Raw genomic sequence first — 25,719 nt, forward strand, 5'->3', positions numbered from 1 at the left:
ACTAAACCTTTCACTTAATTATTTTTCATATTTTCGTTTACTTTTTTCTGTAGTGCCAGATCTCCCATCACTTTGCCAGTCTCCGAAGCAATTCGGCTCCAGCCATATAAGCTTTTTACAATTCCTTTGCCTTTAGAGCCGATTTCCTCGGCAAAGGCCGGATTTTCCGTGAGATAGCTAATCTGTTCAAGCATGCTTTCCACATCCCCCGGATTCATCAACAGACCCGTTTGCAAATGCCTGATAATCCTTTTCATGCCACCGGTATTGGACAGAATAGTTGGTTTACCACGCACCATTGTTTCCAAGGCAACAATTCCAAACGGCTCGTACAAACTAGGAATAACAGCCATTGAACATTTGTCAATTAACGCATTTCTCTGTTCATCAGTAATATAGCCGACAAAAGCAATTTGGCCGGCCAATTGCCTTTCCTGAACTTGCAGGCGGTAGGTATCGAGCATTGGCCCCTTTCCGGCAACGACAAAAAAGTAATCCAAACCCTTTTCCTTGGCAATTGCCGCCGCTTCAATAATCGTTTCAAACCCTTTTTCCTTTACGATTCTGCCAATTGAAAAAATATATTTTTTTTCTTGCAGGCAAGGAATTGCCTCTCCGGCAGCAATATTTGAACTCGGCTCTTCAACTCCGTTTGGTATAACGATTACTTTTTTATCATCAGCCTGAAAAACGCTGGCAAGGTGCTCCTTCATGTAACTGCTGCAGACGATAAGCTGATTGGATTCGTTTATTAATTGCTCTTCTTTTTCATGGATAAAGCTTTGGGTTTCTGTAAAAATTCCATTATTCCGGCCATGCTCCGTTGCATGAATGGTCGTTAAAAGCGGAATGTCCAGTAACTCTTTCAAAGCAATGGCGGCGGCACCAACAAGCCAATCATGGGCATGGATTAAGTCAAAAGTGACTTCTTCTGCCAATTTTTCGACCCTAAAAGCCATTGCTAAATTAAGTCCGCCAATCCATGACAGGAAGTTTTCGTCTAGTCTATTGATCGGGAAAACACGGTGTATGTTTACCTGGTTCACGATTTCATGGTCCGGAAGTTTACTGTCTCCGGCAGTGATGACATGAACCTCGTATCCCATTTTCGCTAAATGCACCGATAACCCGTATACATGTCTTGCTAAGCCTCCAACGACATTAGGCGGATACTCCCAGCAAAGCATCAGCAATTTTAAATTTCTTCCGGATAATGGACTTTGCTTTAAGTCAGCCTCAGGGACAAGTATGTTAGGCATTTTTATTCTCCAAATTGCTTGATTCTTCATAATAACTATACGTACTAACATGGCTTCGCCACTTCGGAGGGCTGTCCTCGTACCGTTTAAATTGCAGTAAATCTTGATACAATTCATTCCCACTCGGTATTTCGGCAGCTGGTGTTTGAATACAATTGGACCTATACAAAGGGAAAAATCCCGTTCCAGGTAAAAGCACACCTAACTCCGCTAAAAAGCTTCTATTTCCTGTTAATCCTTTAACAAACCAGTACCCGTTCTGATAAGGAACATTTATTTCATAGTAATGGTGAGCATTTTTTCCGTTAAAAATGATATCTTTCACATCGTAAACCCTTAATACTGTAACTAACTCCTCAAAAGGTTGATTGAAATATAAACGTACGATTTTTTTGGGTGTATCTGAAAGATCCCAATAGAGAAACATTTTTTGTGGTGTAACAAGCTTGGCTGTTAGCTCACCCTTAAGAGGAACAAAGGTTTGTGGAGTAGAAGTAACCGAAGATTTATCCTGGTTCAGGTTATTTTGAACATGGTGACTATCACAATTATCTTGATTCTCGCTTTCCATCCATTTATTCCAGCTGTATTGGACTTTCCCAACGGTAGTATTAAGTACAACGGCAATCTTACGAAAGGAAAGTCCCTTTCTTCTTAATTCGATAATTTCATTAATCATGGGTTCCTCCATTCTGCAAACAAACAATATATGCATTAAAATAACATTTTATACCTATCAGTCTTTTATTTAATCGTAACACCAGAAAGAGAGTCAGACAATGAACGCAATTTGTCGTATTTTGCCTAAGCCATATGTAAAGCGTTTTTTCAGCTGGAATTTTTTATTAACTTATTAATTATGCGAATTTCAATTAAAAATCGACAACAAAATAAAATAATCAAGGATGAAGCCTAAAGCCCCATCCTTGATTATTTTATTTATTTAAATTTAGACGTTTACCAGTTTCTAAGTAAATAACGTTTTCAGCTATATTAGTTGAGTGGTCGGCAATTCTTTCAATGAACCGGCAAATAAAGGACAATTGGATAATTTGGTTCATCGAGTTTGGATTTTGTGGGATATAGGTCATTAGTTCATGAACCAGGTTCCCAAACATATTGTCGACTGCATCGTCTTTATCTGCACATTTATGAGCAATCGTGTTATCCTCGGTATAAAATGCGGTTATCGAATCTGTCACCATCTCCAAGGCAGCTTCCATCATCTGCGGGATATCAACGAGATCTTTAATATACTTTTCATCACCAATATGGACAACGGACTTAGCAATATTGACAGCCATATCCCCCATCCGCTCCACCTCGGAGGAAACCTTCAAAGCAACGTTAATTCTTCTTAAATCCTTTGCTACCGGTGATTCTGTAGCAATCAACATTAATGCTTTTTCATGTATTTCCTGATCCAAGTCATCAATGGCATTATCACCGTTAATGACACGGTTTGCTAATTCAAGATCTTGATTTAGCAAAGCAAGCATGGCGTCTTTAATGGCCTGTTCTGATTTCCCGGCCATATTAAGAAGCATTTCTTTTAAATGTTTTAAATTGTTATCAAAATTAGTCCTTGTATTCATCCTTTTCACCCCATTATCCAAATCGTCCAGTAATATAGTCTTCCGTTCTAGAATCTTTTGGCATTGAAAAAATGTTTGGTGTTAAATCTGCCTCAATTAATTCCCCCATAAGAAAGAAGGCCGTTTTGTCCGAAACACGAGCAGCTTGCTGCATGTTGTGAGTGACGATGATAATGGTATACTTTTCTTTTAACTCAAGGATTAACTCCTCGATTTTTAAGGTTGAAATCGGGTCAAGCGCCGAAGTTGGTTCGTCCATTAGTAATACATCTGGCTTTGTTGCTAGAGCCCTGGCGATACACAGGCGCTGCTGCTGTCCACCCGACAAACCGAGTGCAGGGGCATGCAAGCGATCCTTAACTTCGTCCCATAAGGCTACATCGATTAACGCATTCGTGACAATTTCATCAAGATGTGTTTTTCTCTTAATTCCATGAATTCTCGGCCCATATGCCACATTATCGTAAATAGACTGTGGAAACGGATTTCCCTTTTGAAAGACCATACCAACATGTTTACGCAGCTCCACCAAGTCTGTTTTTGAATTTAAAATATTTTCACCGTCAAAGTTCACTTCTCCGGTTATTTTTACACTCGGTATCATTTTGTTCATCAGGTTAAGCGTCTTAAGAAAAGTTGATTTCCCGCAGCCCGAAGGACCAATCATTGCGGTTACTTCCTTTTTCTGGATAGGAAAATCAATGCCTTTTAAGGCATGGTGCTCACCGTACCATAAATTTAGGTCTTTTACATCAAAGATATCTCTTGTTAATGTCTGTATGGACATGGTTTTCCCCCTTATCCGAATCGGCCGGAAATGTATTCTTCTGTCTTTTTAACTGATGGATTGGTAAAAATCATTTCTGTGCTGTCGAATTCAATTAAATCACCATTTAAGAAGAAAGCTGTTTTATCCGAAATACGGGAAGCCTGCTGCATATTATGGGTAACAATTAAGATCGAGTAGTCCCTCTTTAAATCGACAATTAAGTCTTCAACCTTGGCATTTGAAATTGGGTCAAGTGCTGAAGAAGGCTCATCGAGCAGGATGACTGTCGGTTTCATCGCAATCGTTCTGGCAATGCAAAGGCGCTGCTGCTGCCCGCCTGAAAGCGAGAGGGCTGATTTATGAAGCCTATCCTTCACCTCATCCCATAGTGCTGCTTTTCGTAAACTCTCTTCGACAATTTCATCAAGTTTGCTTTTCTTCCTAATCCCAGCAAATTTTAAGCCATGGGTAATATTTTCATAAATGGATTTTGGAAAAGGATTTGGCTTTTGAAACACCATTCCAATTTCCTTTCTTAAGGCTACTACATTGATGTCATCAGATAATATATTGAGATCTTCATAGATAATCTCACCTTCTGCTTTTGCCCCGGGGATTAAATCATTCATACGGTTGATACTCCTCAAAAACGTTGATTTCCCGCAGCCTGATGGACCGATTAGGGCAGTCACAGAATTTTTGTCTATATCCAACGAAATACCGTTTACCGCTCTTTTTTCTCCATAAAAAACCCCCAAATTCTTCACAGCTAAAATAGTTTCAGGCTGGAATTTACTCGTTGGTTGAAAAGGTAATTCCACATTCGTTCTCTCCTTTATCGCTGTCAACATTCGACTCCACCTCTTTATTTAGTTGCTGTTGCCCGTTTGTGAATCAAACTTCCAATCCAACGTGCCAATAGATTAAAGATCAATACTGAAAGGACAAGAACGGCAGAAGAACCGCTGGCCACTTCATCGACATCAGGAATTAATCCTTGCGTATTTACAGACCATATATGAACCGCCAATGTCTCGGCAGGGCGGAAAATATTCAGTGGTGATTGTTCAGAAAAAGGATTCCAGTTTGTATAATCAAGTCTTGGTGTTGAAAGACCGGCAGTAAATAATAATGCGGCGGCTTCACCAAATACCCTGCCTGCAGCCAGGATGGCGCCAGTTAAGATTGATGGAAATGCCGCTGGCAAAATAACCGTTTTAATCGTATGCCAATGGGTAACACCTAGAGCAAGGCTGGCTTCTTTTAAATCACGAGGGACTGCTCGGATGGCATCCTCGGTTGTACGTACTATTGTCGGAAGATTAAAGATTGTAAGTGCCAATGCTCCGCCTAAAATGGTATAACCCCAGCCAGTTGTGTTTACAAAAATCAATAATCCAAACATGCCAATAACAATGGAAGGCAATGACGATAACACCTCTATACAGGTTCGGATTAAGTCGGTTACTTTACCCGGTTTCGCATACTCTGCCATATAGACGCCGCCGCCAATTCCAATCGGAACGGTAATCAGCATCGTGATGAACAAAATATAAAATGAATTAAATAATTGATCGCGAATCCCTCCGCCAGCACGGACATTACTGGAGGGGGATGTCAAAAATTCAAGCGAAATATGTTTAAATCCATTGACGAAAATATAGAAAAACAATCCTGCCAGAATCGTCACGATCGTAATGGCAATCGCTACGAAAACCCATGTTGCAATTCGATCGGCTGCTTTACTATTCATCGGAACTTCCTCCTTGATGATAGATAACGAATGAGGAGAATGAAGGCAAACGACATAATTAATAAGATAAGGCCCATCGACCAAAGCGTGTTATTTTCCACGCTGCCATAAGTTGTATGCCCCATATTTAATGTAATAATCGTCGTTAAAGTCGCAGATGCTTCCAAAATACTTGATGGCAAATCTCTCACGTTACCGATGACCATCTGAACAGCCAATGCTTCACCAAATGCCCTTGCCATACCAAGAATGATAGCCGTAAGCAAAGAAGGCATAGCAGCAGGTACCAGCACTTTTCGAATCGTCTGCCATCTTGTGGCACCTAGAGCATAGGACCCTTCACGAAGATGATTCGGAAGTGAACTCATCGCATCCGTTGCAATCGTTGTAATCGTCGGTAATATCATAACGGAAAGGACAATTGTCCCTGACAGTAAACTAAAACCAAGCCCCCCGACATTATCCCTTACAAACGGGACCAAAACAGATAAACCAATAAATCCATAAACAACAGAAGGAATACCTACTAATAGTTCCACGATCGGCTGGAGAATTTTTCTTCCCCAAGACGGGGCAATTTCTGTCATAAAAATCGCTCCGCCAATCCCTAATGGTGCGGCAACAAGTGCGGCGAGAAAGGTAACGGCAAAGGATCCGAAAATAAATGGAAGAACTCCATACATTGGGCTCGCTTTATCAGTTGGATTCCAGTTAGTGCTTGTTAAGAACTCGACTATGCTAATCCCATTCTTCGTAAAAGATTGCATGCCTTTTGTTCCAAGGAAGATCGTAATCGCAATCGCAGCCGTTATCATGATAATGGCACACAAAATGACAATTGATTTCCCTCTAAATTCCCCATCGGGCCTGCTTCTCTTTGATTTTAGCAATCTATCTTTTGCGGGAAGAAGTTTTTCCATATTAAACCAAACTCCTCTTGAATACGTCATAAGAGGGTAAACTCTCTGCATTTACCCTCTTTTATTTTGGCTCTTTTCGTAAAGTTTTTTGTTTTTGGGAATAACACTGTCCGTTCCTTTCCGCTACAGGCGCTCAGCAAACCCGCGGGGAGGAAGTCGAGCCTCCTCGACGTTCCGTCTGCGGGGTCTCGACCTTTCCTCTATTTCCCGCAGGAGTCAAGCGCCTTTCGCTCCAATCCACTCGGTGTTTTCAATATAGTTAAAAGCAACAATCTCTGAGAAAAGAGCCTTTATTTTTCAACAGTTCATTCTAGATGTTTCGATTAGATATTTTTTTGATTTCCCTCGGCATCGCGTTCTACTTTCATTTTTGTAACAGGAAGATATCCTTGTTCCTTTAAAAGAGTGTTTTGAATATCATCTGACATTAAATAATCCAAGAATGCTTTTGTTAAACCTTCTGCTTCACCCTTAGTATAAGAATGCTGGTATGCCCAAACCGGGAATTTTCCGGATTGTACATTTTCTTCAGTCGGTTTCACACCATCAATCGAAAGCGGTGTTACAGAATCGTCAGTGAAGTAAGAGAATGCAAGGTATCCAATTGCACCTTCAGTTTCATTGATAATCTTTTTAACCGTGTTAGAAGAATCCTCGGTAATTCCTTCTGCAGGTGCAGCACCATCAAGAGCAAAGTGATTGAATACTGCACGAGTTCCGGATGAATCAGGACGGTTTACAAGAACAATCTTTTGGTCTTTACCGCCAAGCTCTTTCCAGTTTGTAATTTTTCCGGTAAATACTTTGATTAAATCATCTTTTTTAACATCATCAATTCCGACTTTAGGGTTTACAGCAGCGGTCATCCCGACCACAGCCACTTTGTGGTCAACAAGTTCGTCAGCAGGAATACCTTCTTTTTCTTCAGCGAAAACGTCTGAGTTACCAATTTGAACTGATCCTTCAGCAACCTGTGATAAGCCTGTCCCAGAGCCGCCGGCATTAACTTGTATATCAACCTTTGGATTTTCAGCCATAAATTCTTCAGCAGCAGCAGCAAGTAGCGGCTGCATGGCTGACGACCCTGAAACAGAAATTGAGCCTGATAGTTCCCCAGAGTCTTTCCCTCCACCACTATCTTTATCTGAAGAAGAATCACTTCCACATGCTACCGCTATAATCATGAAAGCCGCAATTAACATCATTAGGCTAATTTTTTTAAAACTTTTCATTTACTAATTCCCCCTAAGAGTTTGTCTGTTTGTTCTGCCTTACAATGATAAGAATAAAGGATGACTGTAAATAGAGTTTTAATGTTTTGTAAAGGTTATGTAAATGAGTGTTTAGTTTTTGTAAATCATAATCTAGCAATCTTGCAAAAAAAAACACCTGCCTCTTCAGTAGAGACAGGTGTTCACCATGATTATTGTTCAGTTTGTCCATTGTTTTGGACTGCAGCGGCTCCAGTTTGGCGTAAGTTCTTCAAATTAAAATAAGCATCCATAGCCCTTGTACCTATTGCATGATTTATGGTATTGCCGCTGTTACCTTCATAAGCCCATGGTACAACTACAGCCATTGCAATTTCGGGATTATCGTACGGCGCAAAGCTAACGAGACTTAAGTTCCAAACAGGTGTCCCGCGCTTCGATTTATCAGAGCCATCGTAAAAGGCCTGTGCTGTCCCTGTTTTGCCCGCTGGACTATATGATTTACTTTTCCAGTAACCAACACCAGTACCATCCCCAACCTGCATGACCATACGGAATCCTTCTTGAACCCGCTTGACCCATTCATCTTTCATATCAATCCGATTTAATACCTTAGGCTGTATTTCTTCAACAATCGGACCTAATTCATTAGTATCCATTTCTGGTTCGCGAATTTCCCTCACCACATGAGGCTGAACCCGGTAACCGCCATTAGCAATCGTTGATACATACTGTGCAAGCTGAAGCGGGGTGTAAGTGTCATACTGACCAATCGCAAAGTCCAGCAGTAATCCTGGTGTTTTCTCGGATCCCGGAAAACCGGTCATTTCATTTGGAAGATCGATTCCTGTCCTAACACCAAGCCCAAATTGGCTGAAGTATCTTCTCATCGTATTAAAAGCATTCGTATCAATTGGCAGTGGTTTATTTGGAGCATAATGTCCCCCTGCTATTGCAATGGCAGTCTTAAACATATAAACGTTGGAAGAAACCTGCAATGCTCTCAGATCATTAATAGCCCCAAAGGTTTTCCAAGAGGATTTTTCTTTCGTGTGTGCGATTAATAAAGGTTCATCAACCAGAACAGTTCCTGGTTTAATAGCACCGGTCTGATATCCTGTCAGAACGGTCGCACCTTTAACAGCTGATCCTACGTTATATGAAGAAGTAAAGGTACCTTGGGCATAATCCCTCATTTCCAGTTTGCCTGTTTCTTTATTCTTTACAAGCTGCTTACCCGACAAAGCCAGAATTTCACCTGTTTTTGGGTTCATCATGACAACAAATGCCCGATCCATGAGCGCTGTATTCCCGCTCTTTTTTGCATTCCAGATTTCTTCTTCAATAATTTTATCCACTTGAGCCTGAAGATCCATGTCAATGGTTAAGACAAGATCTTTACCGCGATTGCCTTCCGATATGACCTCGGAAGATAAAATATTTCCTGACTTGTCGGTTTCATTTTTTACCTTTGCCTTTTCCCCATGCAGGACATCTTCATATTTTAATTCAAGATAACTTTTTCCTACCCGGTCATTTCGACTGTAGTCCTTGGCGAGATATTTTTCGAGCTGCTCCTTCGGCAGCCCCGAATCTGAAGATGACACATCCCCTAAAATAGATTTCAGGGTATCACCAAAGACATAATTTCTTGCCCAGTCTGTTGTTGTATCAATCCCCGGAAGATTTTCCAGATTTTCACTAACTGCAGCAAATTCCTCCGGAGTTACATCTTTATTTTTAACGATTTGTGGTGTCATAGCATAGCCGCTATTAAATTCCCTATAGATTGCAAGTGTTTCTAACTCATCCGGGCTCAGACTGTTCAAGTCCTCGTCAGAAATTCTTTTAAGCTGTAGTTTATAAATATCTTTATCATCCAGCTTTTTGTCTTTAAATTCGGTCCATTCTTTATCAGTGATTTTTTCTTTTGCCATGTCCGGATGAATTAAGATCCAAAAATCTTTTTTATCCCGTTCACGGACCTTCGAGGTATCCATAGTAATTAATTTTGCTAATTTTCTTGCTGTTTCCAGCATTTCCTCCGGTGTTGTATTTTGATATTTAGTATACGTGATCGCATTTAGCGGTGAATTATCAACAATAACGTTCCCGTTTCGGTCATACATTTTCCCTCTAGGTACGGGATTTGAAACGGTAATATTGTCTGTTCGTTCAATTTCCCTTTTAAAATCTTCTCCGAATACAATTTGTAATTCCCCAAGCCTTAAAACAAGGATGGAAAAAAGCAAAAAGACCACAAAGAAAAGCATGTTTAAGCGAAAAGGAACCGCCGGCTTCTTCTTTTTCTTCTTCAAGGTCAAAACGCACCTCCCTAAGTCAATAACCTAATTAATTGTATAAGAAAGTGTAGTTTTTTTCTATGGAGAAGACTTACCATTTTTTAAAAGAAAAGCTGAATGTCCTTGACCAGGGGTACAAGGTTGCAGACGAGCCGGTGAGAATGCTGTTTTTTAGCCATCTTGACTGATTGGCTGTGAGACCTGCGAGCCCCCTAGGAACTTCAGTCAGACAATCAAAATAAAAAAGCGATGAGCAAATTCTCACTCATCGCCGTTATACAGCTGGCAGTCGGACCCTTTTGATAAAGAGATAAATCAGCGTATGCCCTGCCCCCAAAATCAATAATAAATATGGAATGCTCTTTTCTTCATTAAATAAGGTGACTGCTGCAAGAAAGGCAAGGACGGAAACAATTCGGCCTAAATTTAAGAAAATTTCTCTTACTACAATATATTCAATCCGCATCTCCGCTGCCTTCCAGCCCGATCCAATCACATCATACGTTGTTGACATATACGGAACGAGCAAAAGCGGGTAGGCAATCGCGATCATAGCAGCATAAATTAACAGCTTTGCGTAGTTTACTTCCCAGGCTATCAGAATTACTGCAGCATATAGCATTAACCCGCCAATTAGTATGGCCTTTTTTCGATAACTTTTTTTAATCAGCCTAGAAGCAAGAAAATAAGCAACAAACGAGATTCCCGAATTTAGCAATCCAAAGGTCCCCAAAGCCATTTCGCTGCCTGTCGAAATATACACAAAGACAGAGATGACAAATAAAAACGTCCCTTCTCGGAGGCCCTGAAAAAAGTGGGCGTTCGTGACAAGACGCCAATTTTCATTTTGTTTTCTTTCTTCAATTATTCGTTTGAAGCAATATCTCCCTTTCGCTGGTCTAGGTTTCAAAGAAAAGCTTAACAACACCGCTAGGGCAAATAATCCTAACGACAAGCCGAAAACAATCGTATAGCCGGTAAACTTTTCGAATCGGGTAATAATCAACCCTGCTGCGATAGGACCAATCATCCCGCCGAAGGAAGATAATATTCCCAAAAAACCATTGAAAAAATCTCTTGTTTCCGGTTCGGTGATTTCAAACGTCAGCACATTGTAGGCTAGCCAATAAAAGCCGTACCCTACTCCCAACAATCCCCCAAGGAGCAGCAAATAAGTGGAAGCTTTAGTCCCGGTTAGTAAGACGGCCAAATAGAAGAGCGCTAAAAAAGTAACTCCAATCCGGAGAACAATCACGCGGTCAATTTTCTTTGCCCATCGGCCTGCCAAGATAAATGTAAGCGGCTGCAGAACGACGATAGAAAGGTTATACAGGGCGAGATCGGAGTATTGGCCAGTTTGCTTCCATAAATAAATATTCACAAATGTGTTGGATAAGGCAACGCTTAAGGAATATAAGCCGCCAATAATCAGTAAAAGGGTTAAATCCTTCGTTAATTCAACATCCCCTAAAAACTTAAATTTTTTTGCCATAAAAAAACTCCCCTTTGTCTTAAAAGGTAGTCTTTAACAAGCAGCAAGTTCTTATTCAAATTTGGGCATGAAAAAAGACAGCTACAAAAGAGCTGCCTTTTTTATAGACATTAATTATTTAGCTGCGCTGTAACGCTTTGAAACTTCGTCCCAGTTAACTACGTTCCAGAATGAAGCGATGTAGTCTGGACGCTTGTTTTGGTATTTTAGATAGTAAGCATGCTCCCAAACATCCAGGCCAAGGATTGGAGTTTTGCCTTCCATCAATGGGGAGTCTTGGTTAGGTGTGCTGGATACTTCTAATTCGCCGTTATTAACGGATAGCCATGCCCAGCCAGAGCCAAAGCGAGTAGTTGCTGCTTTTGCAAATTCTTCTTTGAACGCTTCAAAGCTGCCAAATTTGCTGTTGATTGCATCAGCTAATTCTCCGCTTGGAGCACCGCCGCCATTTGGAGAAAGAATTTGCCAGAATAAAGAGTGGTTCGCATGTCCGCCACCGTTGTTACGAACAGCAGTACGTGCTGCTTCTGGAACAGCATCCAAGTTTGAGATAACTTCTTCAACGGACTTAGACAGCAATTCTTCGTTGCCTGCTAAAGCGTTGTTTAAGTTAGTCACATAAGTGTTGTGATGTCTTGTGTGGTGAATGTTCATAGTTTCCTTATCGAAATGTGGCTCAAGTGCATCTTCCGCGTAAGGTAATTTTGGTAATTCAAATGCCATGAAAAATTCCTCCCTATGTACTTATTTTTTAAAGGCCTTGGCACACTAAAATTCATCGCAAAGAATTTTAAAATATTTCCAAAGCTTTGTGATTTTAGATTACCAAAGTTGGGTGGCAAGTATCAAATAATTTGCTTAAACCACCATATATAAAATATCCATTTTTCAGCGGTTTATGCAGCTTTTTTACATTTAGCTTTCACAACAATCCACTTTTCGATAAATTGTCATGAATCATGCAATCTGTTTGCTGTCAACAATTGATGCCAAAGCTGCTTTTTTTTTGCATATTTTGTAAATACACATATTGACTAGTTGATTTTTATTCCTTTTAAACTGATAACTACCTTGTTCTTGTCTATCATAGCTTCAAAAGCTACAATAGAATGGTGAATCTATATGAGGTGGTTAATATGAATATTTTCAAGCAATTATTTAAAAGTATCTACTCGCCGAAGGATATAGCCTTATTCCGTTTCCAAGGTATTGGAAAGACTATTCTCTTTGTTTTCTTATTGACATTTATATCTGTCCTTCCATCGATTGTTTATTTCAGTACGGCGTTAACAACTGGATTGGATTCTGCCAAAACCTTCCTGGAAGAGGAGGCTCCTGATTTTACAATAAAAAACGGCCAATTAGAGGCAGATACTAAGGTCCCTGTAACAATTAAAAAGAATGATTTTACGATTATTTTGGACCCTACTGGTGCCGTTTCTAGTCAAGATGCAGGCGATCAAGGAAATACGTTCGCCTTGTTAAAAGATGAGTTTGTTATGACGGCAGGTGGTCAAATCGATACATACCCCTATTCCATGATGGAAGGGTTGAAACTTTCAAAGAAAGATCTCGTTGATTTTACTGACTCTATTAGTGGGTTAAAGGGCATTATTATCCCGATTGTCTCCTTATTCATCTATTTGTTTTCAAGTGCCGCTAGTTTCATTGAAGTTTCTGTTCTTGCCTTAATCGGACTTGTGTTAAAAAATCTCGCTGGAAGAAAGCTTACCTATCGGCATTTATGGAGAATGGCCGCATACAGTGAAACATTACCGACATTATTTTTTACGATAATGGCCGCACTGAAAACAGCCGTACCAAACAGCTTTTGGATCAATTGGTTTGTTGTTATCATTGTTTTATATTTGGCAATAAATGAAATCCCAAAACCCAAAAAAAGTAGCTAAAGCATCCGTTCAACGGATGCTTTTTTCATTTATGAGTTCTATTTAAAGTTGGACAAGCATAGGTTTGTAGAAACTTTTGTTTGGAGGCTGTCCAATGAAAAAATTAATTGGTGTTATAATTGCCATTTTAGTCATATATGTGATTTACTTTGACTTAACTGTCGGCACTTTGCCTTCTACAGCAAACATTCAGGCAGAAGCAAATGTTAATCATAATGCAAAACCTGCTACTGACATCCCTTCATTTACAGAAAAGGTAAGACCAGGTGAAACTGTTATTTCCATTGTCGAGCACCAATTAGGAAAATCTCTTCCTGTATCTATTTCTGACTTAGTAGAAGATTTTCAGGCATTAAATCCCGGGAAGTCACCCGAAAAAATCCAAATCGGTTCTACATATCATTTTCCGGATTACTCAAACTAAGCAGGGATAATCCTTAATCTTGTCAAAATCAGATGCAGGCTGATACAATAAAAGGTGAATTGTTTTTAATCCTATATTCGAATCCAACTAAAGGAGCGAATTCCACGTGAGTGAAATTATACATCGCACGAAAACACGGCCGATAAAGGTTGGCAATTTAACCATCGGCGGGAATGATGAAATCATTATTCAAAGTATGACAACCACTAAAACCCATGATGTGGAGGCTACCGTTGCCGAAATCAAACGTCTTGAGGAAGCAGGCTGCCAAATTGTCCGGGTTGCATGCCCAGACGAAAGGGCTGCAAATGCCATTCCTGAGATCAAAAAAAGAATCAACATTCCACTTGTTGTTGATATCCACTTCGATTATAAATTGGCACTAAAGGCAATTGAAGGCGGCGCTGATAAAATCAGGATCAATCCTGGAAACATCGGCAGAAAAGAAAAGGTTGAAGCCGTCGTAAAAGCCGCTAAAGATAAAGGAATTCCAATCCGGATCGGTGTAAATGCAGGGTCATTGGAAAAACGAATTCTTGATAAATACGGCTACCCAACTGCTGATGGCATGGTTGAAAGCGCCCTGCATCATATCAAAATTTTAGAGGACTTGGACTTCTACGATATTATCGTTTCGATGAAGGCTTCTGATGTCAATCTTGCTATTGAAGCTTATGAAAAAGCGGCGCGCACCTTCGATTATCCTTTGCATCTTGGAATAACAGAATCTGGAACGCTTTTCTCAGGAACGATTAAAAGCGCAGCCGGATTAGGTGCAATCATCAGCAAAGGTATTGGTAATACAGTAAGGGTTTCATTAAGTGCCGACCCAGTTGAAGAGGTTAAAGTGGCCCGTGAGCTTTTGAAGGTATTTCACCTTTCCTCCAACGCTGCTACCTTAATTTCCTGCCCTACCTGCGGCCGCATTGAAATAGACCTGATTAGCATCGCCAATGAGGTAGAGGAATATATCTCCCATATAAAAGCACCTATCAAGGTTTCAGTTCTAGGCTGTGCGGTTAATGGTCCCGGTGAGGCTCGTGAGGCAGACATCGGAATTGCCGGTGCCCGTGGTGAAGGTCTTTTGTTTAGAAAAGGTGAGATTGTCCGGAAGGTTCCAGAATCACAAATGGTCGAAGAACTAAAAAAGGAAATTGACCAGATTGCCGAAGAATATTTCCGTAAGAAGGAAGCAGAAGAAAAGGTAAGCAAATAGGTAAACGCTACAAGAGGCCGTCCCGAAAGACAGCCTCTTTTTTTGCTCCTATGTTAAAAGAACGGAAGAATAAAGATTCCGATGATAATCGATACCGCTCCAATCCCAATAGCCCACGCTCCAAGCCCTTCGGAGCCGCGGCGCCTAGCAACAAACCCCAAAATAATCCCTGCTGCACCAAACAGGATTGGCATTACGAACAAAGATAAAATGGAAAGGACCAAAGCGACAGTTCCAAGTCCGGCACCACCGACCGCACGTTCACGACCATTATCATCTATATTGCCTTTTTCCCTGCCACTTAAAACAGGTACAGGGGCCGCGATTTCGGCAGCAGTTTCTTCATTATAGGAAGAGCGGATTGGCACTGATGCTCCAATTGGCGGATCATCTTTCTTTAATGATACCCTCATTGGGGCAGACACTCCAAATTCCTCTGCCGTTTCTTCATCAAATTTGGAAGCTTGGGTTGTTACAGGTGTTGCGATTTCGGAAGTTGTGGCCTCACGATAATCCGATGGAGAATTTGGTATATCTTCACCGATAATCGGGCCACGAAGAGCTTCTTGCACCTTCGTGTCGCGTTCATCTGCCATCCTTTAATCCCTCACTTTCAATGTAGGAGCATTTATTATTGTTTGTCATTAAAGCCTTTTTACTATGACAATGTTTGTCTTAACTAGTTGGTTCTTTCATATTCCGCAAAAAATTTCATGCCCAACAGTTCACGGTCTTTGGTAAAATAAAAATAGAACAGAGGAAACTACTGAAGGTGAATTTAAAAATGAAAAAAAGATTTGGAATTGATATTGATGGAACAGTTAGCTGCCCCACATCGTTATTGCCTTTTATAAACGAGGCATTCGGGATGAACATTGCCTATGAGGACATCACTCAATACGATTTAACTCCTTTTGTGAATGTGGATGAGAAAGTATTTGCCCATTGGTTTTCCGAAAATGAACCAATTATATATGAAAGATCTCCACTTGCTAAAGGAGTAAAGCCGGTCTTAAATAAATGGAAAAATGAACATGAATTGTTTTTTATTAGTGCTAGAGGACCGCATCTGCTCGAAGTGACCGAAAATTGGTTTTCGGCGCATGGATTAACCTTCCATCACATCGAACTGATTGGCTCTCATGACAAGGTAGAAACGGCTAAAAATCTGAAAGTAGATCTCTTTTTTGAAGATAAACACGACAACGCCGTTGCTCTTCATGAAGAATGTGGAATTCCGGTCATTTTATTTGATACTCCGTATAATCAGGAACCCATTCCCCAAGGTGTCATCCGAGTAAATAACTGGACGGAAGCAGCCATTTGGGTGGAGAACTGGCTCAATAAACAGGAAAATATTAGAGAAATGGCTGGGTCAATAAAATAATAATAAAAAGGCTGTCCCAAATGAGCGGTCACGCCGCTTAATAGGACAGCCTTTTTATTGTATACAATCGGGACAGCGCCCATATATTTCGAATTTATGCCCGGAGATGTCGTAGCCTTTTAAATTTGCACTTAAGCCCTCCATCGGACATGTCTCAATTTCCTTAGACTTGCCGCAGCTTAAGCAAATAAAATGGTGGTGATGATGGGTTTGCGAGCATGAAAAGCGAAAATGTTTTTCACCTGACAACTCTGTCATCTCTAGTATTCCCATGTTAACAAAAAGGGAAAGGTTACGGTAAATAGTATCAAAACTTAAGCCAGGATAATCATCCTTCAATAGATCTAAAACATCCTTTGCTGTTAAATATTTATCGCTTTCAGCAAATAATTGAAGCATGTCTTCCCTTTTTCCTGTCTGCTTAAAGCCATTTTCCTTTAAATATTGAAGTGCTTCTTGTACATTCATCATTTACACACCTCGCTTTTGCTTTATTTCACCAAGATTTTTTTAAAATATATCGCCAATATTAATATCAAAACAGAGAGCATAACAATTGTTCCGCCTGGAGCTAAGTCCAAATAATAAGCAAGACTCAGCCCGCCAAGCACTGAAGCCTCGCCGAAGATAACCGATAAAATAATAGCCTGCCTAAACCCTTTGGCAATTCGTATACTTGCTGCAACAGGAAGTGTCATTAACGAAGAAACCAACAGGATTCCGACAATTCTCATTGAAGCTGCTATGACCAGCGCGACTAAAATAATGAAAATGAAATGGATACTTTTTGCTGCGATACCAGATGCCTTGGCGTATTCCTCATCAAAAGACAATAAAAACAGCTCTTTATACAATAGAACTACAGCCAGCACCACTGCAATACTGATTACCAGGATTACCCAAAGGTCGGTACGGTTGACAGCTGATACACTACCAAATAAATAACTGAACAAATCTGTATTAAAGCCTTTGGCAAGAGATATAAATATGACCCCCAGCCCAATTCCTCCAGAAAGAATAATCGGAATCGCAAGCTCTTGATAATGCTTGTAGACTCCTCTTAACTTTTCAATGAATAAGGCCCCGCCAACCGAAAAAACCATGCCCATATACAATGGATTCAACCCTGTAAGAGCGGCTGCATAGCGCTCAAGCAACAGACTTGCCGCAATCCCTGCCAAAGTTACATGGCTAAGCGCATCGGCAATCAAAGACAATCTTCTTACTACAATAAATACTCCTAATAATGGAGCCAGAATGCCAATTAACATTCCAGTAAAGAAGGCGTTTTGTAAAAATTCATAATGTAAAATCCCTTGAATCATACTACATGCCTCCGTGTTCATGATGATGAGTCAGCAATTGCACATCATGTCCATAGAATGATGACAGGTCTTCCATTCTCATCTGTTCAAATTCATTTGTCAGTCCGTGAAAATGCAAATGCTTATTTAAACAGGCTACATGGGATACCTTATCAGAAACGGTCCCGATGTCATGTGTGACCATCACCAGTGTAATCGCCTTATTTTTATTTAACACATCAAGCATTTCATAAAAAGCCTTAATGTTCTCTGCATCAACCCCGACGGTTGGTTCGTCAAGAATTAACAGCTCCGGCTCACTCACCAAGGCTCTGGCAATGAATACCCGCTGCTGCTGCCCGCCTGAAAGCTCTCCAATATTTCGGTCTTTAAATTTTTTCATCCCTACTGCATCCAATGAGGCTAAGACTTTTTCCGAGTGCTCCTTTTTGAAAAAGGACAACAGTCCCAGCTTTTTAGTTAACCCGCTTGCCACTACCTCATATACGGTCGCCGGGAAACCCGTGTTAAAGGAGTTGGCCTTTTGAGAAACGTAGCCGATTTTGTCCCAATTTTTAAATTTATTAATTTCTTGGCCAAACAGGTAAATTTCTCCCCTTTGCAACTTTAACAATCCCAAAACTAACTTTAATAGTGTTGATTTTCCAGATCCGTTGGGGCCGACTATGGCGAGAAACGCACCCTTTTCTACGGATAAATTGATGTTTTCAAGAACGATGTCCTTTTCATATCGATAGGACAGCTGTTTAATATCAATAATTGATTGCATAAATTTTGCACACTCTCTTTAATTTTAAGAATCATTCCGATTTAACTTAATGTAGTATACAATAGTTATTTTGTGTTTGTAAAGCACAGCAATTCACGAATGTGCTTATTTTTCCGCCTCTATAAGCCACTGTCACACTCCAGCCGCTTTTTCATAAATTAGCATGGAGGAGTGATTAAGGTGAAGATTTTTGAAAGTATCATCAATCATAAAATAAATACCATCACTGCCGATGAACTGCTAAAATATGCAAACCAATTTAATATAGCTATAACCCGCAGTCAGGCAAAAAAAATAGCCGAGTACTTAAGAGGAAAAAACATTAATATTTTTGATGACCTGCAGCGTGCTCAATTGGTTAGAGAAATTGCCAAAGCTGCCGGCCCTCAAACAGCCCGGGAGGTCAATAAACTTTTTGCAGAATTAGTAAAAAAATGAAAAACATTGCGGATCTGCACAGCACTGGCTGTCGAAAAACTTTCGATAGCCTTTTATTTTGTTTGTTATAGTAATGTAAATATATTGGGGTGCAATTATTAAACCACACAGCACAACACACTTCGCATCTAAACGAGGTTCACTTGATTTTTTTGAAACTTAAGAAGTCTTATCCTTAATTGAGTAACTAGTGGTAATAAAATAAGCGAAAATTTTTCCGCTAAATGTAGAATAGGGCTCATTCCGGCGTAAATAAGGGAAGATTTTTCGCTTAAACAAAACACAATCCCCAATACTGAAGTTTTTTGAGTCAATAGGGGAAATTTCTCCGCTTATTTAAGTTATTCTTGATCTTAATTGCTAATTAAGGGAATTTTCTCCCCTTATTTATCAAACTCTGTCTAATGAACTTATACAACTTACGGTTGCTTTAGTCCAATAAAGAAAATAAGACTTAGAGATATTTTCATCTCAAAGCCTTATGGACTGTGCAATATACTGTGATGTGTGTTGTGAAAGGTTATGTGATTTCCTATGTGGTTAGGGTTGTGATTTACCGTATTGCACCTCATAAGTAAATCTGCTACTAATTCTGCACAGCCTTCTTTTTTTATGATTGCATTATTTTTGCCAGTAAATCCTCATCAAACTTCTGCTCGCGAAGCATGGCGATTTCGTGCCGATATGGCGCCTTTTTATTGTTTTTGTCTTCACCGACAAAAGGGGTTTCAAGGATTTTCGGTACGTCCATCAATTGTGGATGATGAACAATATAGTTTAGCGCCTTAAATCCAATATGGCCAAATCCGATATTTTCATGACGGTCTTTTCTTGTACCTGATGCATTTTTGCTGTCATTAATATGAAGTACCTTCAATTTATCCAGCCCAATAATTTTATCAAATTCATTTAAAACACCATCAAAATCTTCGATGATATTATAGCCGGCATCGTGGGTGTGGCAGGTGTCAAAGCAGACTGACAGTTTATCATTATAGGTGACACCATTGATAATTGTCGCAAGTTCCTCGAATGATTTGCCGCACTCCGAACCTTTTCCCGCCATTGTTTCTAAAGCAATTTGAACCTGTTCCTTTCCGGTTAACACTTCATTTAGTCCCTCAATAATTTTTTTTATTCCAGCCTCCTCGCCAGCACCAACATGAGCACCTGGATGAAGGACTATTTGTTTAGCGCCAATGGCTTCTGTCCGCTCGATTTCAGACCGTAGGAAACGGACTCCCAACTCAAATGTATCCGGATTCGAGGTATTTCCAATATTGATAATATAAGGAGCATGGACGACTATTTCAGAAATTCCATTCTCCTCCATATGTCTCCTGCCCGCCTCAATATTTAAATCCTCGATTTTTTTTCTTCTAGTGTTTTGCGGAGCCCCGGTGTATATCATAAATGTATTGGCACCGTACGAAACAGCTTCCTTACTTGAAGCAAGAAGCATTTCTTTGCCGCTCATCGAAACGTGCGAACCTATTTTTAACATCATTCCCACTCCCTCTTTTATTTCTTCTTATTCAATCTGCGCTGCCGCTTCTTGATATTCTCTATTTCTGTTTGCATTTTCTTTTTATACCCTGGTTTAACTTTTTTCGGCTTTTTAACGACAGCCTTAACACGATGGTCCATTTCATCCTCTGGCTTTACACGTGTTTTCCGGCGGTTTCGACCTTCTAGCTCGACAAATTCGTTATTTTTCAAGTCAACATTCTTAAATTGAATGCCCATCTTTTCAAGACGAATTAGAGCATCTTCATCTGATAAGTCATAAATCGTCAAGGCAATCCCGGCATTTCCCGCTCTAGCAGTTCTGCCAACCCTGTGAATATAAAAGTCCAAATCCGAAGGAAGTTCGTAGTTTATGACATGGCTTACCCCTTCAATATCAATTCCCCTTGAAGCAAGATCTGTGGCAACAATATATTGAAATTCCAAATCTTGAATCTGCTTCATCATTTTTTTTCGTTCTCTTGGGCTTAGGTCTCCGTGGACTCGTCCTACCTTCAAGCCTTTTTGGTATAAATAATCAGCCACTTCATCGGCCATTTTTTTCGTATTTGTAAACACAATGGCTAAATAGGGATTATAGGCGATAAGAACATCATGAACTAGTCCCTTTTTATCGCGGTGCCTTGATGGAAGCAAATAATGCTCCAGGTTTTCAGCAGCCTTCCTTGCCGGTTCAATCTGGATGTTTTTTGGATTCTCCATATATTTTTTAAGAAAAGGCTTTAACTTTTCCGGAATAGTGGCAGAAAAAACATACATTTGCAGATTTTCCGGCAGCCTTGCCGCAACACGGTCAACATCCTCAATAAAGCCCATGTCGAGCATCATATCCGCTTCATCGACGACAAAAATCCGGGCTGTATGAACTAATAGCGCTTGTTCCTTTACAAGGTCGTTAATCCTGCTAGGCGTTCCGACGACAATATGAGGCTGTGTTTTTAACTTCTCGATGGTCCTCTGCTTGTCTGTTCCGCCTGTAAATAATTTAGTGGTAATCGTTTCCCCAGGAGGACAATGCTCAGTAATTTTTAAAATTTGTTGATAAATCTGGCTGGCAAGTTCTCTCGTAGGGGCTGTGATGACTGCTTGAACCTCTTGTCTTGATGCATCCACCTTATCAAGAATTGGCAGCACATAGGCAAATGTTTTTCCCGTTCCGGTTTGAGATTGGCCAATCGCACTTTCCCCTTTTAATACCAATGGAATCATTCGTTCCTGAATTTCTGTTGGCTGCGTAAAGCCCAGCTTGTTCAGCGCCTCAATAATAAAGCCTTGAAAATCAAAGCGTTCAAATTTAGTTTCTTTCATCTACGTACTCCTTATATAAAAATATCTTATTTTTAAGTCAAATAAATTGCAAGTCGTGCAATTTCGCGTCCATCAAGTAATTATAGTAGAGTTCAAGGTAAATCTCCAGTTATTATCATCTTTTACTTTCCTGCAGCTTTTAAAACCATAAATTTCATTTGATTCTGAGTATAATACCTAAACAAAAACATGGTGTGTGCATATTGTAATACAAGAGGGTAAAAGTGGAAATTCCGCACATGTTCAAGAAGTTTTCCCCACCCGCACTTTTTCCTTTTTTAATTTCTTTTTTATGGGAAAACGGTGTCTTCATGTGCTGAAAACGAGAGGAGGTTTTATGGTATGCAACCAGGACCTAGATTCCCAATGCCGGGGGGAATGGGACCGTTACCAATGATGGGCAGACCGGGCGGTTTATTCGGCGGGGGAAATCAAATGATGAGACCTGGCGGGGGACTGTTTGGCGGTGGAGGAAATCCAATGATGGGCCCGCAAGGCAATCCCTTCGGCGGAATGGGGGGACAACAAATCGGCAGGGGCGGCGGATTACTCTCTAGGCTTCTCGGCGGAGGAAACCGCATGGGCGGACCAGGCAGAATGATGGGCGGCGGTGGACCAGGCGGCTTGATGGGGATGCAGGGTGCCGGCAGAGCCGCAGGAGGCGGCGGATTGCTCCAATCCTTGTCTAACCCAGGTGGACTATCAAATATTCTTAACAATACACAGCAAGTCATAAAGACAGCCCAGACAATCGGCCCGATGATCCAGCAGTATGGTCCATTAGTAAAAAACCTGCCAGCCCTATGGAAGTTATATCGCGGTTTAAAAAGCTCTGATTCGGATAAGGAAGAATCGAGTGAAAAGAAAAAGCATACAGGGGATGAATCCTCTAGCAGCCGTTTAACATCAACAAATCGAACAACCAAAACTTCATCTAAAAAAACGAGTCGAAAAGGAACTCAGCAAACCAGTTCTGACAAGAAAAGCAGTAGAAAAAGCACACAAATGACCAGTGGCCCGAAAAAAAAACAGCACCCAAAAGGAACCTCGATACCAAAATTATATATTTAACATAAGAATGCCGGCCTCCGGCATTCTTTACTGTTATGGGCAGGAAAAATGTCTCTTTGTAATATATCTATTAGTTTTATATAATGGACTTATAATCTATTAAATGAAAACTCGCCGATTGGCAAGTCCGATAGGACGGTTCATGAGGCGTAGTTGAATTTATACTTGTCTATTTAGCAAAAATTTTTTCCTTTTGGAGGACTTTATATATGCAAATCATTAAAATTTCACCACGTGGTTATTGTTATGGTGTTGTTGATGCCATGGTCATTGCAAGAAATGCTGCATTAGATAAAACACTGCCTCGTCCCATCTACATTTTGGGGATGATTGTTCACAATAAACATGTTACAGATGCCTTTGAAGAAGAAGGAATCATCACCCTTGACGGCAAGAATCGTCTTGATATCTTAGAAAAAGTTGACAAAGGGACCGTTATTTTTACAGCACACGGCATCTCTCCAGAGGTAAGGGAACTTGCGAAAAAGAAAGGGCTAGTCGCCATTGACGCAACCTGCCCGGATGTAACCAGGACACATGACCTTATTGAAGAAAAGGCTAGGGAAGGATACCAAACGATTTACATCGGCAAAAAAGGGCATCCTGAGCCTGAAGGGGCACTTGGAGTAGCACCTGGTATGGTCCACCTAGTGGAAACACCTGAAGATGTCGAAGCTTTAAATCTCGATTATGATAAACTTATTGTCACCAACCAAACGACAATGAGCCAGTGGGATGTATTCGATACGATGGAAAAGGTCAAAGAAAAATATCCACATGTGGAAGTCTTCAATGAAATATGCCATGCCACCCAAATTCGCCAAGAGGCTGTAGCCGAGCAGGCGAAACAAGCGGATGTCACCATTGTTGTCGGCGACCCGAAAAGCAACAACTCAAATCGCCTTGCCCAAGTTTCACAAGAAATTGCCGGCACAAAAGCGTATCGGATTGCTGACATCTCAGAGCTGGACATTGATTGGATCAAGGATGCCAAAACTGTAGCCGTTACTGCGGGTGCATCAACTCCAACCCCAATTACAAAAGAAGTCATCGCATTCCTTGAACAGTTCGATCCAAATAATGAAGCTACATGGGAACGCAGGAAAAACGTTCCACTGGCAAAAATCTTACCGAAAGTTAAAAAAGAAAGCTAAGCTGCCAAAGAGGCTGACAAATGTCAGCCTCTTTTTATAGGAACTGAAATGGATCCGTATGAATTTCTGAAGGAAAAATTTCTACCTCATACCCTGCATCCTTGCATAATGTCTCTAGCGTTAAGGCCAGACCTTTTTTCATGACTTTTTCCACATTATGTCCCGGGTCAATCAAATTTAAGCCGTCCATCATCGCATCATGGGCGGTATGATAATAAATATCCCCCGTCACGTACACGTCTGCACCTTTGAATTTCGCATGGGAATAATATTTATTGCCATCTCCACCTAATACAGCGGCCTTCTTGACTCTTGCCTGCAAATCGCCAACCACGCGGACCCTATCCACCTCAAGAGCCACTTTTACCTTTTCAGCAAACTCCCCTAACGTCATTTCCGGGATCTTTCCAATTCTGCCTAGCCCAAGTACCTCTCCTTTATTTTCAAGTGGATAGACATCGTAGGCCACTTCCTCATATGGATGAGCTTTAATCATAGCGGTGATTACCTTTTTTAGGATTGGCTCAGGTACAATTGTTTCAATCCGAACCTCTTCAACCGTTTCTAGCTCCCCAGGCTTACCGATAAAAGGATTCGTGTCCTCCCCCGGCAAAAATCGGCCTGTACCATTTGCCGTAAATGAGCAATGACTATAGCTCCCAATGAAACCTGCACCGGCATTCCCAAGCGCCTGTCTTAGCTCATCAGCATGACTTAAGGGTGCAAACACCACTAATTTCTTGAGCTTTGTATCGAAGGTAGGAACTAAAACCTCTGCATCCTTCAGACCTATAGCTTCAGCCAGCCAGTCATTTACCCCGCCCTTGACCACATCTAGGTTGGTATGAGCAGCGTATACAGCAATATCATGTTTGACTAATTTCTCAATCATCTGACCTTGAACAGTATCAGTAATAATATTTTTTAGTGGTCGAAAAATCGGCGGATGATGGGCGATAATTAGCTGAACCTTTTTTTCAATGGCCTCATCAATGACGGAATCAAGAACGTCCAAAGCAATCATTACCCGTTCCACCTTTTGATTAAGACGGCCAATTTGCAAGCCGATTTTATCGCCTTCCATTGCTAAATTTTTTGGCGCAAATTTCTCAAACAGCTGAATTATTTCATGACCATTAACTTTCTTCAATTTTAAGTGCCTCCTCCACAAGTTTTAGCTTATACTCTATTTCCTTCCTTTTCTCAACTGTTTCAGGGGTCGCTGCAGCGTTATCTAATTGTTTTTTAACTCTTTCCCAATTGCTGCTTTCGGACTGCCATTTTTTCTTAAAAATTTCATTTTGGTGCTGAATAAGAAATGGTCCCATTAATAGTTCCATCTCCATTTTACTCTTTTGATAAGGTTGTTTTGCATTACCTTTTTCAGCAACTAAAATCTCATAGGTTTTGCCGTCTTCCTCAAGAATTTCTTCGGCAATCAACTCCCATCCATTTTCCAAAAGCCACAAACGGATGGATATGGCGCTAATGTTCGGCTGTAACACAAGCCTCTTGACGGTTTCCAGCTTTTCTTTTCCATTTTCTAAAATACTGACAATTAAAGCGCCACCCATGCCGGCAATCGTAATGCAGTCTATTTCACCAGCTTCAATAACCTCGAGGCCGTCTCCCATCCTGACTGAAATTCTATCTGACAGTCCTTCTGCCATTACGTTGCTTTTTGCAGATTGGTATGGACCTTTCGCTACCTCACCGGCAACGGCATACGGAATGCCGGCATTCTTTACCAAGTAACTAGGCAGATAGGCATGATCAGAACCAATATCTGCTAATCTTGCCTCTTTTGGAACGTATTTTGCAACAGCCGTTAAGCGCATTGATAATTTTTCTGCATTCAATTTTACACACCTGCTTCTCAATATGTATG

Annotated in this window: 26 protein-coding genes; 7 read left to right on the top strand and 19 right to left on the bottom strand. The window is 40.6% G+C overall.

Going from position 1 to position 25,719, the window contains the following annotated elements:
• Nucleotides 1-14: 14 nt before the first annotated feature.
• The 11 genes from ACZ5AE_RS21605 to ACZ5AE_RS21655 form a co-directional block, all read right to left on the bottom strand.
• Nucleotides 15-1,259, bottom strand: a complete 1,245-nt coding sequence (locus ACZ5AE_RS21605) for a glycosyltransferase family 4 protein (RefSeq protein ID WP_464566612.1) — start codon at nucleotides 1,257-1,259, stop codon at nucleotides 15-17.
• A complete protein-coding gene (locus ACZ5AE_RS21610; RefSeq protein WP_464566613.1) occupies nucleotides 1,252-1,938 on the bottom strand; it encodes a DUF4912 domain-containing protein in 687 nt (228 codons plus the stop codon). Before ACZ5AE_RS21610 ends, ACZ5AE_RS21605 begins: the two co-directional genes overlap by 8 nt.
• Before the next feature lie 256 nt (nucleotides 1,939-2,194).
• Nucleotides 2,195-2,854 (bottom strand): phosphate signaling complex protein PhoU, encoded by a 660-nt coding sequence (phoU, locus tag ACZ5AE_RS21615; protein ID WP_464566614.1) that lies wholly within the window; start codon nucleotides 2,852-2,854, stop codon nucleotides 2,195-2,197.
• Nucleotides 2,855-2,867: 13 nt separating this feature from the next.
• Nucleotides 2,868-3,641 (bottom strand): phosphate ABC transporter ATP-binding protein PstB, encoded by a 774-nt coding sequence (gene pstB / locus ACZ5AE_RS21620; RefSeq protein WP_464566615.1) that lies wholly within the window; start codon nucleotides 3,639-3,641, stop codon nucleotides 2,868-2,870.
• 11 nt (nucleotides 3,642-3,652) lie between these two features.
• Complete coding sequence (gene pstB, locus ACZ5AE_RS21625; protein ID WP_464566616.1) at nucleotides 3,653-4,474, bottom strand: phosphate ABC transporter ATP-binding protein PstB; 822 nt, start codon at nucleotides 4,472-4,474, stop codon at nucleotides 3,653-3,655.
• A 14-nt stretch (nucleotides 4,475-4,488) separates the two neighbouring features.
• On the bottom strand, nucleotides 4,489-5,376 hold the full coding sequence (gene pstA, locus ACZ5AE_RS21630; RefSeq protein WP_464566617.1) for a phosphate ABC transporter permease PstA: 888 nt from the start codon (nucleotides 5,374-5,376) through the stop codon (nucleotides 4,489-4,491).
• Nucleotides 5,373-6,296 carry a phosphate ABC transporter permease subunit PstC gene (pstC, locus tag ACZ5AE_RS21635; protein WP_464566618.1) on the bottom strand — a complete coding sequence of 308 codons (924 nt, stop codon included), beginning with the start codon at nucleotides 6,294-6,296 and terminating at the stop codon, nucleotides 5,373-5,375. Before pstC ends, pstA begins: the two co-directional genes overlap by 4 nt.
• A 323-nt stretch (nucleotides 6,297-6,619) precedes the next feature.
• Nucleotides 6,620-7,528 (bottom strand): phosphate ABC transporter substrate-binding protein, encoded by a 909-nt coding sequence (locus ACZ5AE_RS21640; protein ID WP_464566619.1) that lies wholly within the window; start codon nucleotides 7,526-7,528, stop codon nucleotides 6,620-6,622.
• A 191-nt stretch (nucleotides 7,529-7,719) separates the two neighbouring features.
• Nucleotides 7,720-9,780, bottom strand: coding sequence for a peptidoglycan D,D-transpeptidase FtsI family protein (locus ACZ5AE_RS21645; RefSeq protein WP_464573699.1), 2,061 nt, complete (start codon nucleotides 9,778-9,780; stop codon nucleotides 7,720-7,722).
• Nucleotides 9,781-10,084: 304 nt separating this feature from the next.
• The gene (locus ACZ5AE_RS21650; protein WP_464566620.1) at nucleotides 10,085-11,302 is read right to left on the bottom strand and encodes an MFS transporter; all 1,218 of its coding nucleotides are present in this window, start codon (nucleotides 11,300-11,302) and stop codon (nucleotides 10,085-10,087) included.
• Between the two features lie 114 nt (nucleotides 11,303-11,416).
• The gene (locus tag ACZ5AE_RS21655) at nucleotides 11,417-12,025 is read right to left on the bottom strand and encodes a superoxide dismutase (protein WP_464566621.1); all 609 of its coding nucleotides are present in this window, start codon (nucleotides 12,023-12,025) and stop codon (nucleotides 11,417-11,419) included.
• Between the two features lie 413 nt (nucleotides 12,026-12,438).
• Here ACZ5AE_RS21655 and ACZ5AE_RS21660 point away from each other — a divergent pair, with 413 nt between their 5' ends.
• The 3 genes from ACZ5AE_RS21660 (at nucleotide 12,439) to ispG (ending at nucleotide 14,852) form a co-directional block, all read left to right on the top strand.
• Complete coding sequence (locus tag ACZ5AE_RS21660) at nucleotides 12,439-13,212, top strand: DUF1189 domain-containing protein (RefSeq protein WP_464566622.1); 774 nt, start codon at nucleotides 12,439-12,441, stop codon at nucleotides 13,210-13,212.
• Nucleotides 13,213-13,306: 94 nt separating this feature from the next.
• Nucleotides 13,307-13,636, top strand: a complete 330-nt coding sequence (locus ACZ5AE_RS21665; RefSeq protein WP_464566623.1) for a hypothetical protein — start codon at nucleotides 13,307-13,309, stop codon at nucleotides 13,634-13,636.
• Nucleotides 13,637-13,751: 115 nt separating this feature from the next.
• Nucleotides 13,752-14,852 carry a flavodoxin-dependent (E)-4-hydroxy-3-methylbut-2-enyl-diphosphate synthase gene (ispG, locus tag ACZ5AE_RS21670; RefSeq protein ID WP_464573700.1) on the top strand — a complete coding sequence of 367 codons (1,101 nt, stop codon included), beginning with the start codon at nucleotides 13,752-13,754 and terminating at the stop codon, nucleotides 14,850-14,852.
• Between the two features lie 53 nt (nucleotides 14,853-14,905).
• Here ispG and ACZ5AE_RS21675 read toward each other — a convergent pair whose 3' ends face one another.
• The gene (locus tag ACZ5AE_RS21675; RefSeq protein ID WP_464573701.1) at nucleotides 14,906-15,265 is read right to left on the bottom strand and encodes a DUF4190 domain-containing protein; all 360 of its coding nucleotides are present in this window, start codon (nucleotides 15,263-15,265) and stop codon (nucleotides 14,906-14,908) included.
• A 371-nt stretch (nucleotides 15,266-15,636) separates the two neighbouring features.
• Here ACZ5AE_RS21675 and ACZ5AE_RS21680 point away from each other — a divergent pair, with 371 nt between their 5' ends.
• A complete protein-coding gene (locus tag ACZ5AE_RS21680; RefSeq protein ID WP_464566624.1) occupies nucleotides 15,637-16,239 on the top strand; it encodes a 5' nucleotidase, NT5C type in 603 nt (200 codons plus the stop codon).
• A 54-nt stretch (nucleotides 16,240-16,293) separates the two neighbouring features.
• On the opposite strand, the gene ACZ5AE_RS21685 is transcribed toward ACZ5AE_RS21680, so the two are convergent.
• From ACZ5AE_RS21685 to ACZ5AE_RS21695, 3 genes are read right to left on the bottom strand one after another with little or no spacing between them, the layout of a single operon-like run.
• On the bottom strand, nucleotides 16,294-16,707 hold the full coding sequence (locus ACZ5AE_RS21685; protein ID WP_464573702.1) for a Fur family transcriptional regulator: 414 nt from the start codon (nucleotides 16,705-16,707) through the stop codon (nucleotides 16,294-16,296).
• A gap of 23 nt (nucleotides 16,708-16,730) precedes the next feature.
• The gene (locus tag ACZ5AE_RS21690) at nucleotides 16,731-17,564 is read right to left on the bottom strand and encodes a metal ABC transporter permease (RefSeq protein WP_464566625.1); all 834 of its coding nucleotides are present in this window, start codon (nucleotides 17,562-17,564) and stop codon (nucleotides 16,731-16,733) included.
• Between the two features lies 1 nt (nucleotide 17,565).
• Nucleotides 17,566-18,333, bottom strand: coding sequence for a metal ABC transporter ATP-binding protein (locus tag ACZ5AE_RS21695; protein ID WP_464566626.1), 768 nt, complete (start codon nucleotides 18,331-18,333; stop codon nucleotides 17,566-17,568).
• Between the two features lie 180 nt (nucleotides 18,334-18,513).
• Between ACZ5AE_RS21695 and ACZ5AE_RS21700 the strand changes: the two genes are divergently transcribed.
• A complete protein-coding gene (locus ACZ5AE_RS21700) occupies nucleotides 18,514-18,771 on the top strand; it encodes a DUF2624 domain-containing protein (RefSeq protein WP_423799111.1) in 258 nt (85 codons plus the stop codon).
• A 610-nt stretch (nucleotides 18,772-19,381) separates the two neighbouring features.
• Here ACZ5AE_RS21700 and ACZ5AE_RS21705 read toward each other — a convergent pair.
• Nucleotides 19,382-20,275 (bottom strand): deoxyribonuclease IV, encoded by an 894-nt coding sequence (locus ACZ5AE_RS21705; protein ID WP_464573703.1) that lies wholly within the window; start codon nucleotides 20,273-20,275, stop codon nucleotides 19,382-19,384.
• Nucleotides 20,276-20,292: 17 nt separating this feature from the next.
• The gene (locus ACZ5AE_RS21710) at nucleotides 20,293-21,606 is read right to left on the bottom strand and encodes a DEAD/DEAH box helicase (protein ID WP_464566627.1); all 1,314 of its coding nucleotides are present in this window, start codon (nucleotides 21,604-21,606) and stop codon (nucleotides 20,293-20,295) included.
• Between the two features lie 342 nt (nucleotides 21,607-21,948).
• Between ACZ5AE_RS21710 and vrrA the strand changes: the two genes are divergently transcribed.
• Together vrrA and ACZ5AE_RS21720 are read left to right on the top strand one after the other, a co-directional pair.
• Nucleotides 21,949-22,677, top strand: coding sequence for a VrrA/YqfQ family protein (gene vrrA, locus ACZ5AE_RS21715; RefSeq protein WP_464566628.1), 729 nt, complete (start codon nucleotides 21,949-21,951; stop codon nucleotides 22,675-22,677).
• A gap of 209 nt (nucleotides 22,678-22,886) precedes the next feature.
• A complete protein-coding gene (locus ACZ5AE_RS21720) occupies nucleotides 22,887-23,831 on the top strand; it encodes a 4-hydroxy-3-methylbut-2-enyl diphosphate reductase (RefSeq protein WP_464566629.1) in 945 nt (314 codons plus the stop codon).
• A 34-nt stretch (nucleotides 23,832-23,865) separates the two neighbouring features.
• Here the strand turns inward: ACZ5AE_RS21720 and ACZ5AE_RS21725 are convergent, their stop codons facing one another.
• Both ACZ5AE_RS21725 and ACZ5AE_RS21730 read right to left on the bottom strand, forming a co-directional pair.
• Nucleotides 23,866-24,981, bottom strand: a complete 1,116-nt coding sequence (locus tag ACZ5AE_RS21725) for a Nif3-like dinuclear metal center hexameric protein (RefSeq protein ID WP_464566630.1) — start codon at nucleotides 24,979-24,981, stop codon at nucleotides 23,866-23,868.
• Nucleotides 24,968-25,690: a tRNA (adenine(22)-N(1))-methyltransferase gene (locus ACZ5AE_RS21730; RefSeq protein ID WP_464566631.1), complete on the bottom strand. Its 723-nt coding sequence runs from the start codon at nucleotides 25,688-25,690 to the stop codon at nucleotides 24,968-24,970. Before ACZ5AE_RS21730 ends, ACZ5AE_RS21725 begins: the two co-directional genes overlap by 14 nt.
• Nucleotides 25,691-25,719 lie beyond the last annotated feature (29 nt).

The organism is Neobacillus sp. S1227 (assembly GCF_055385255.1).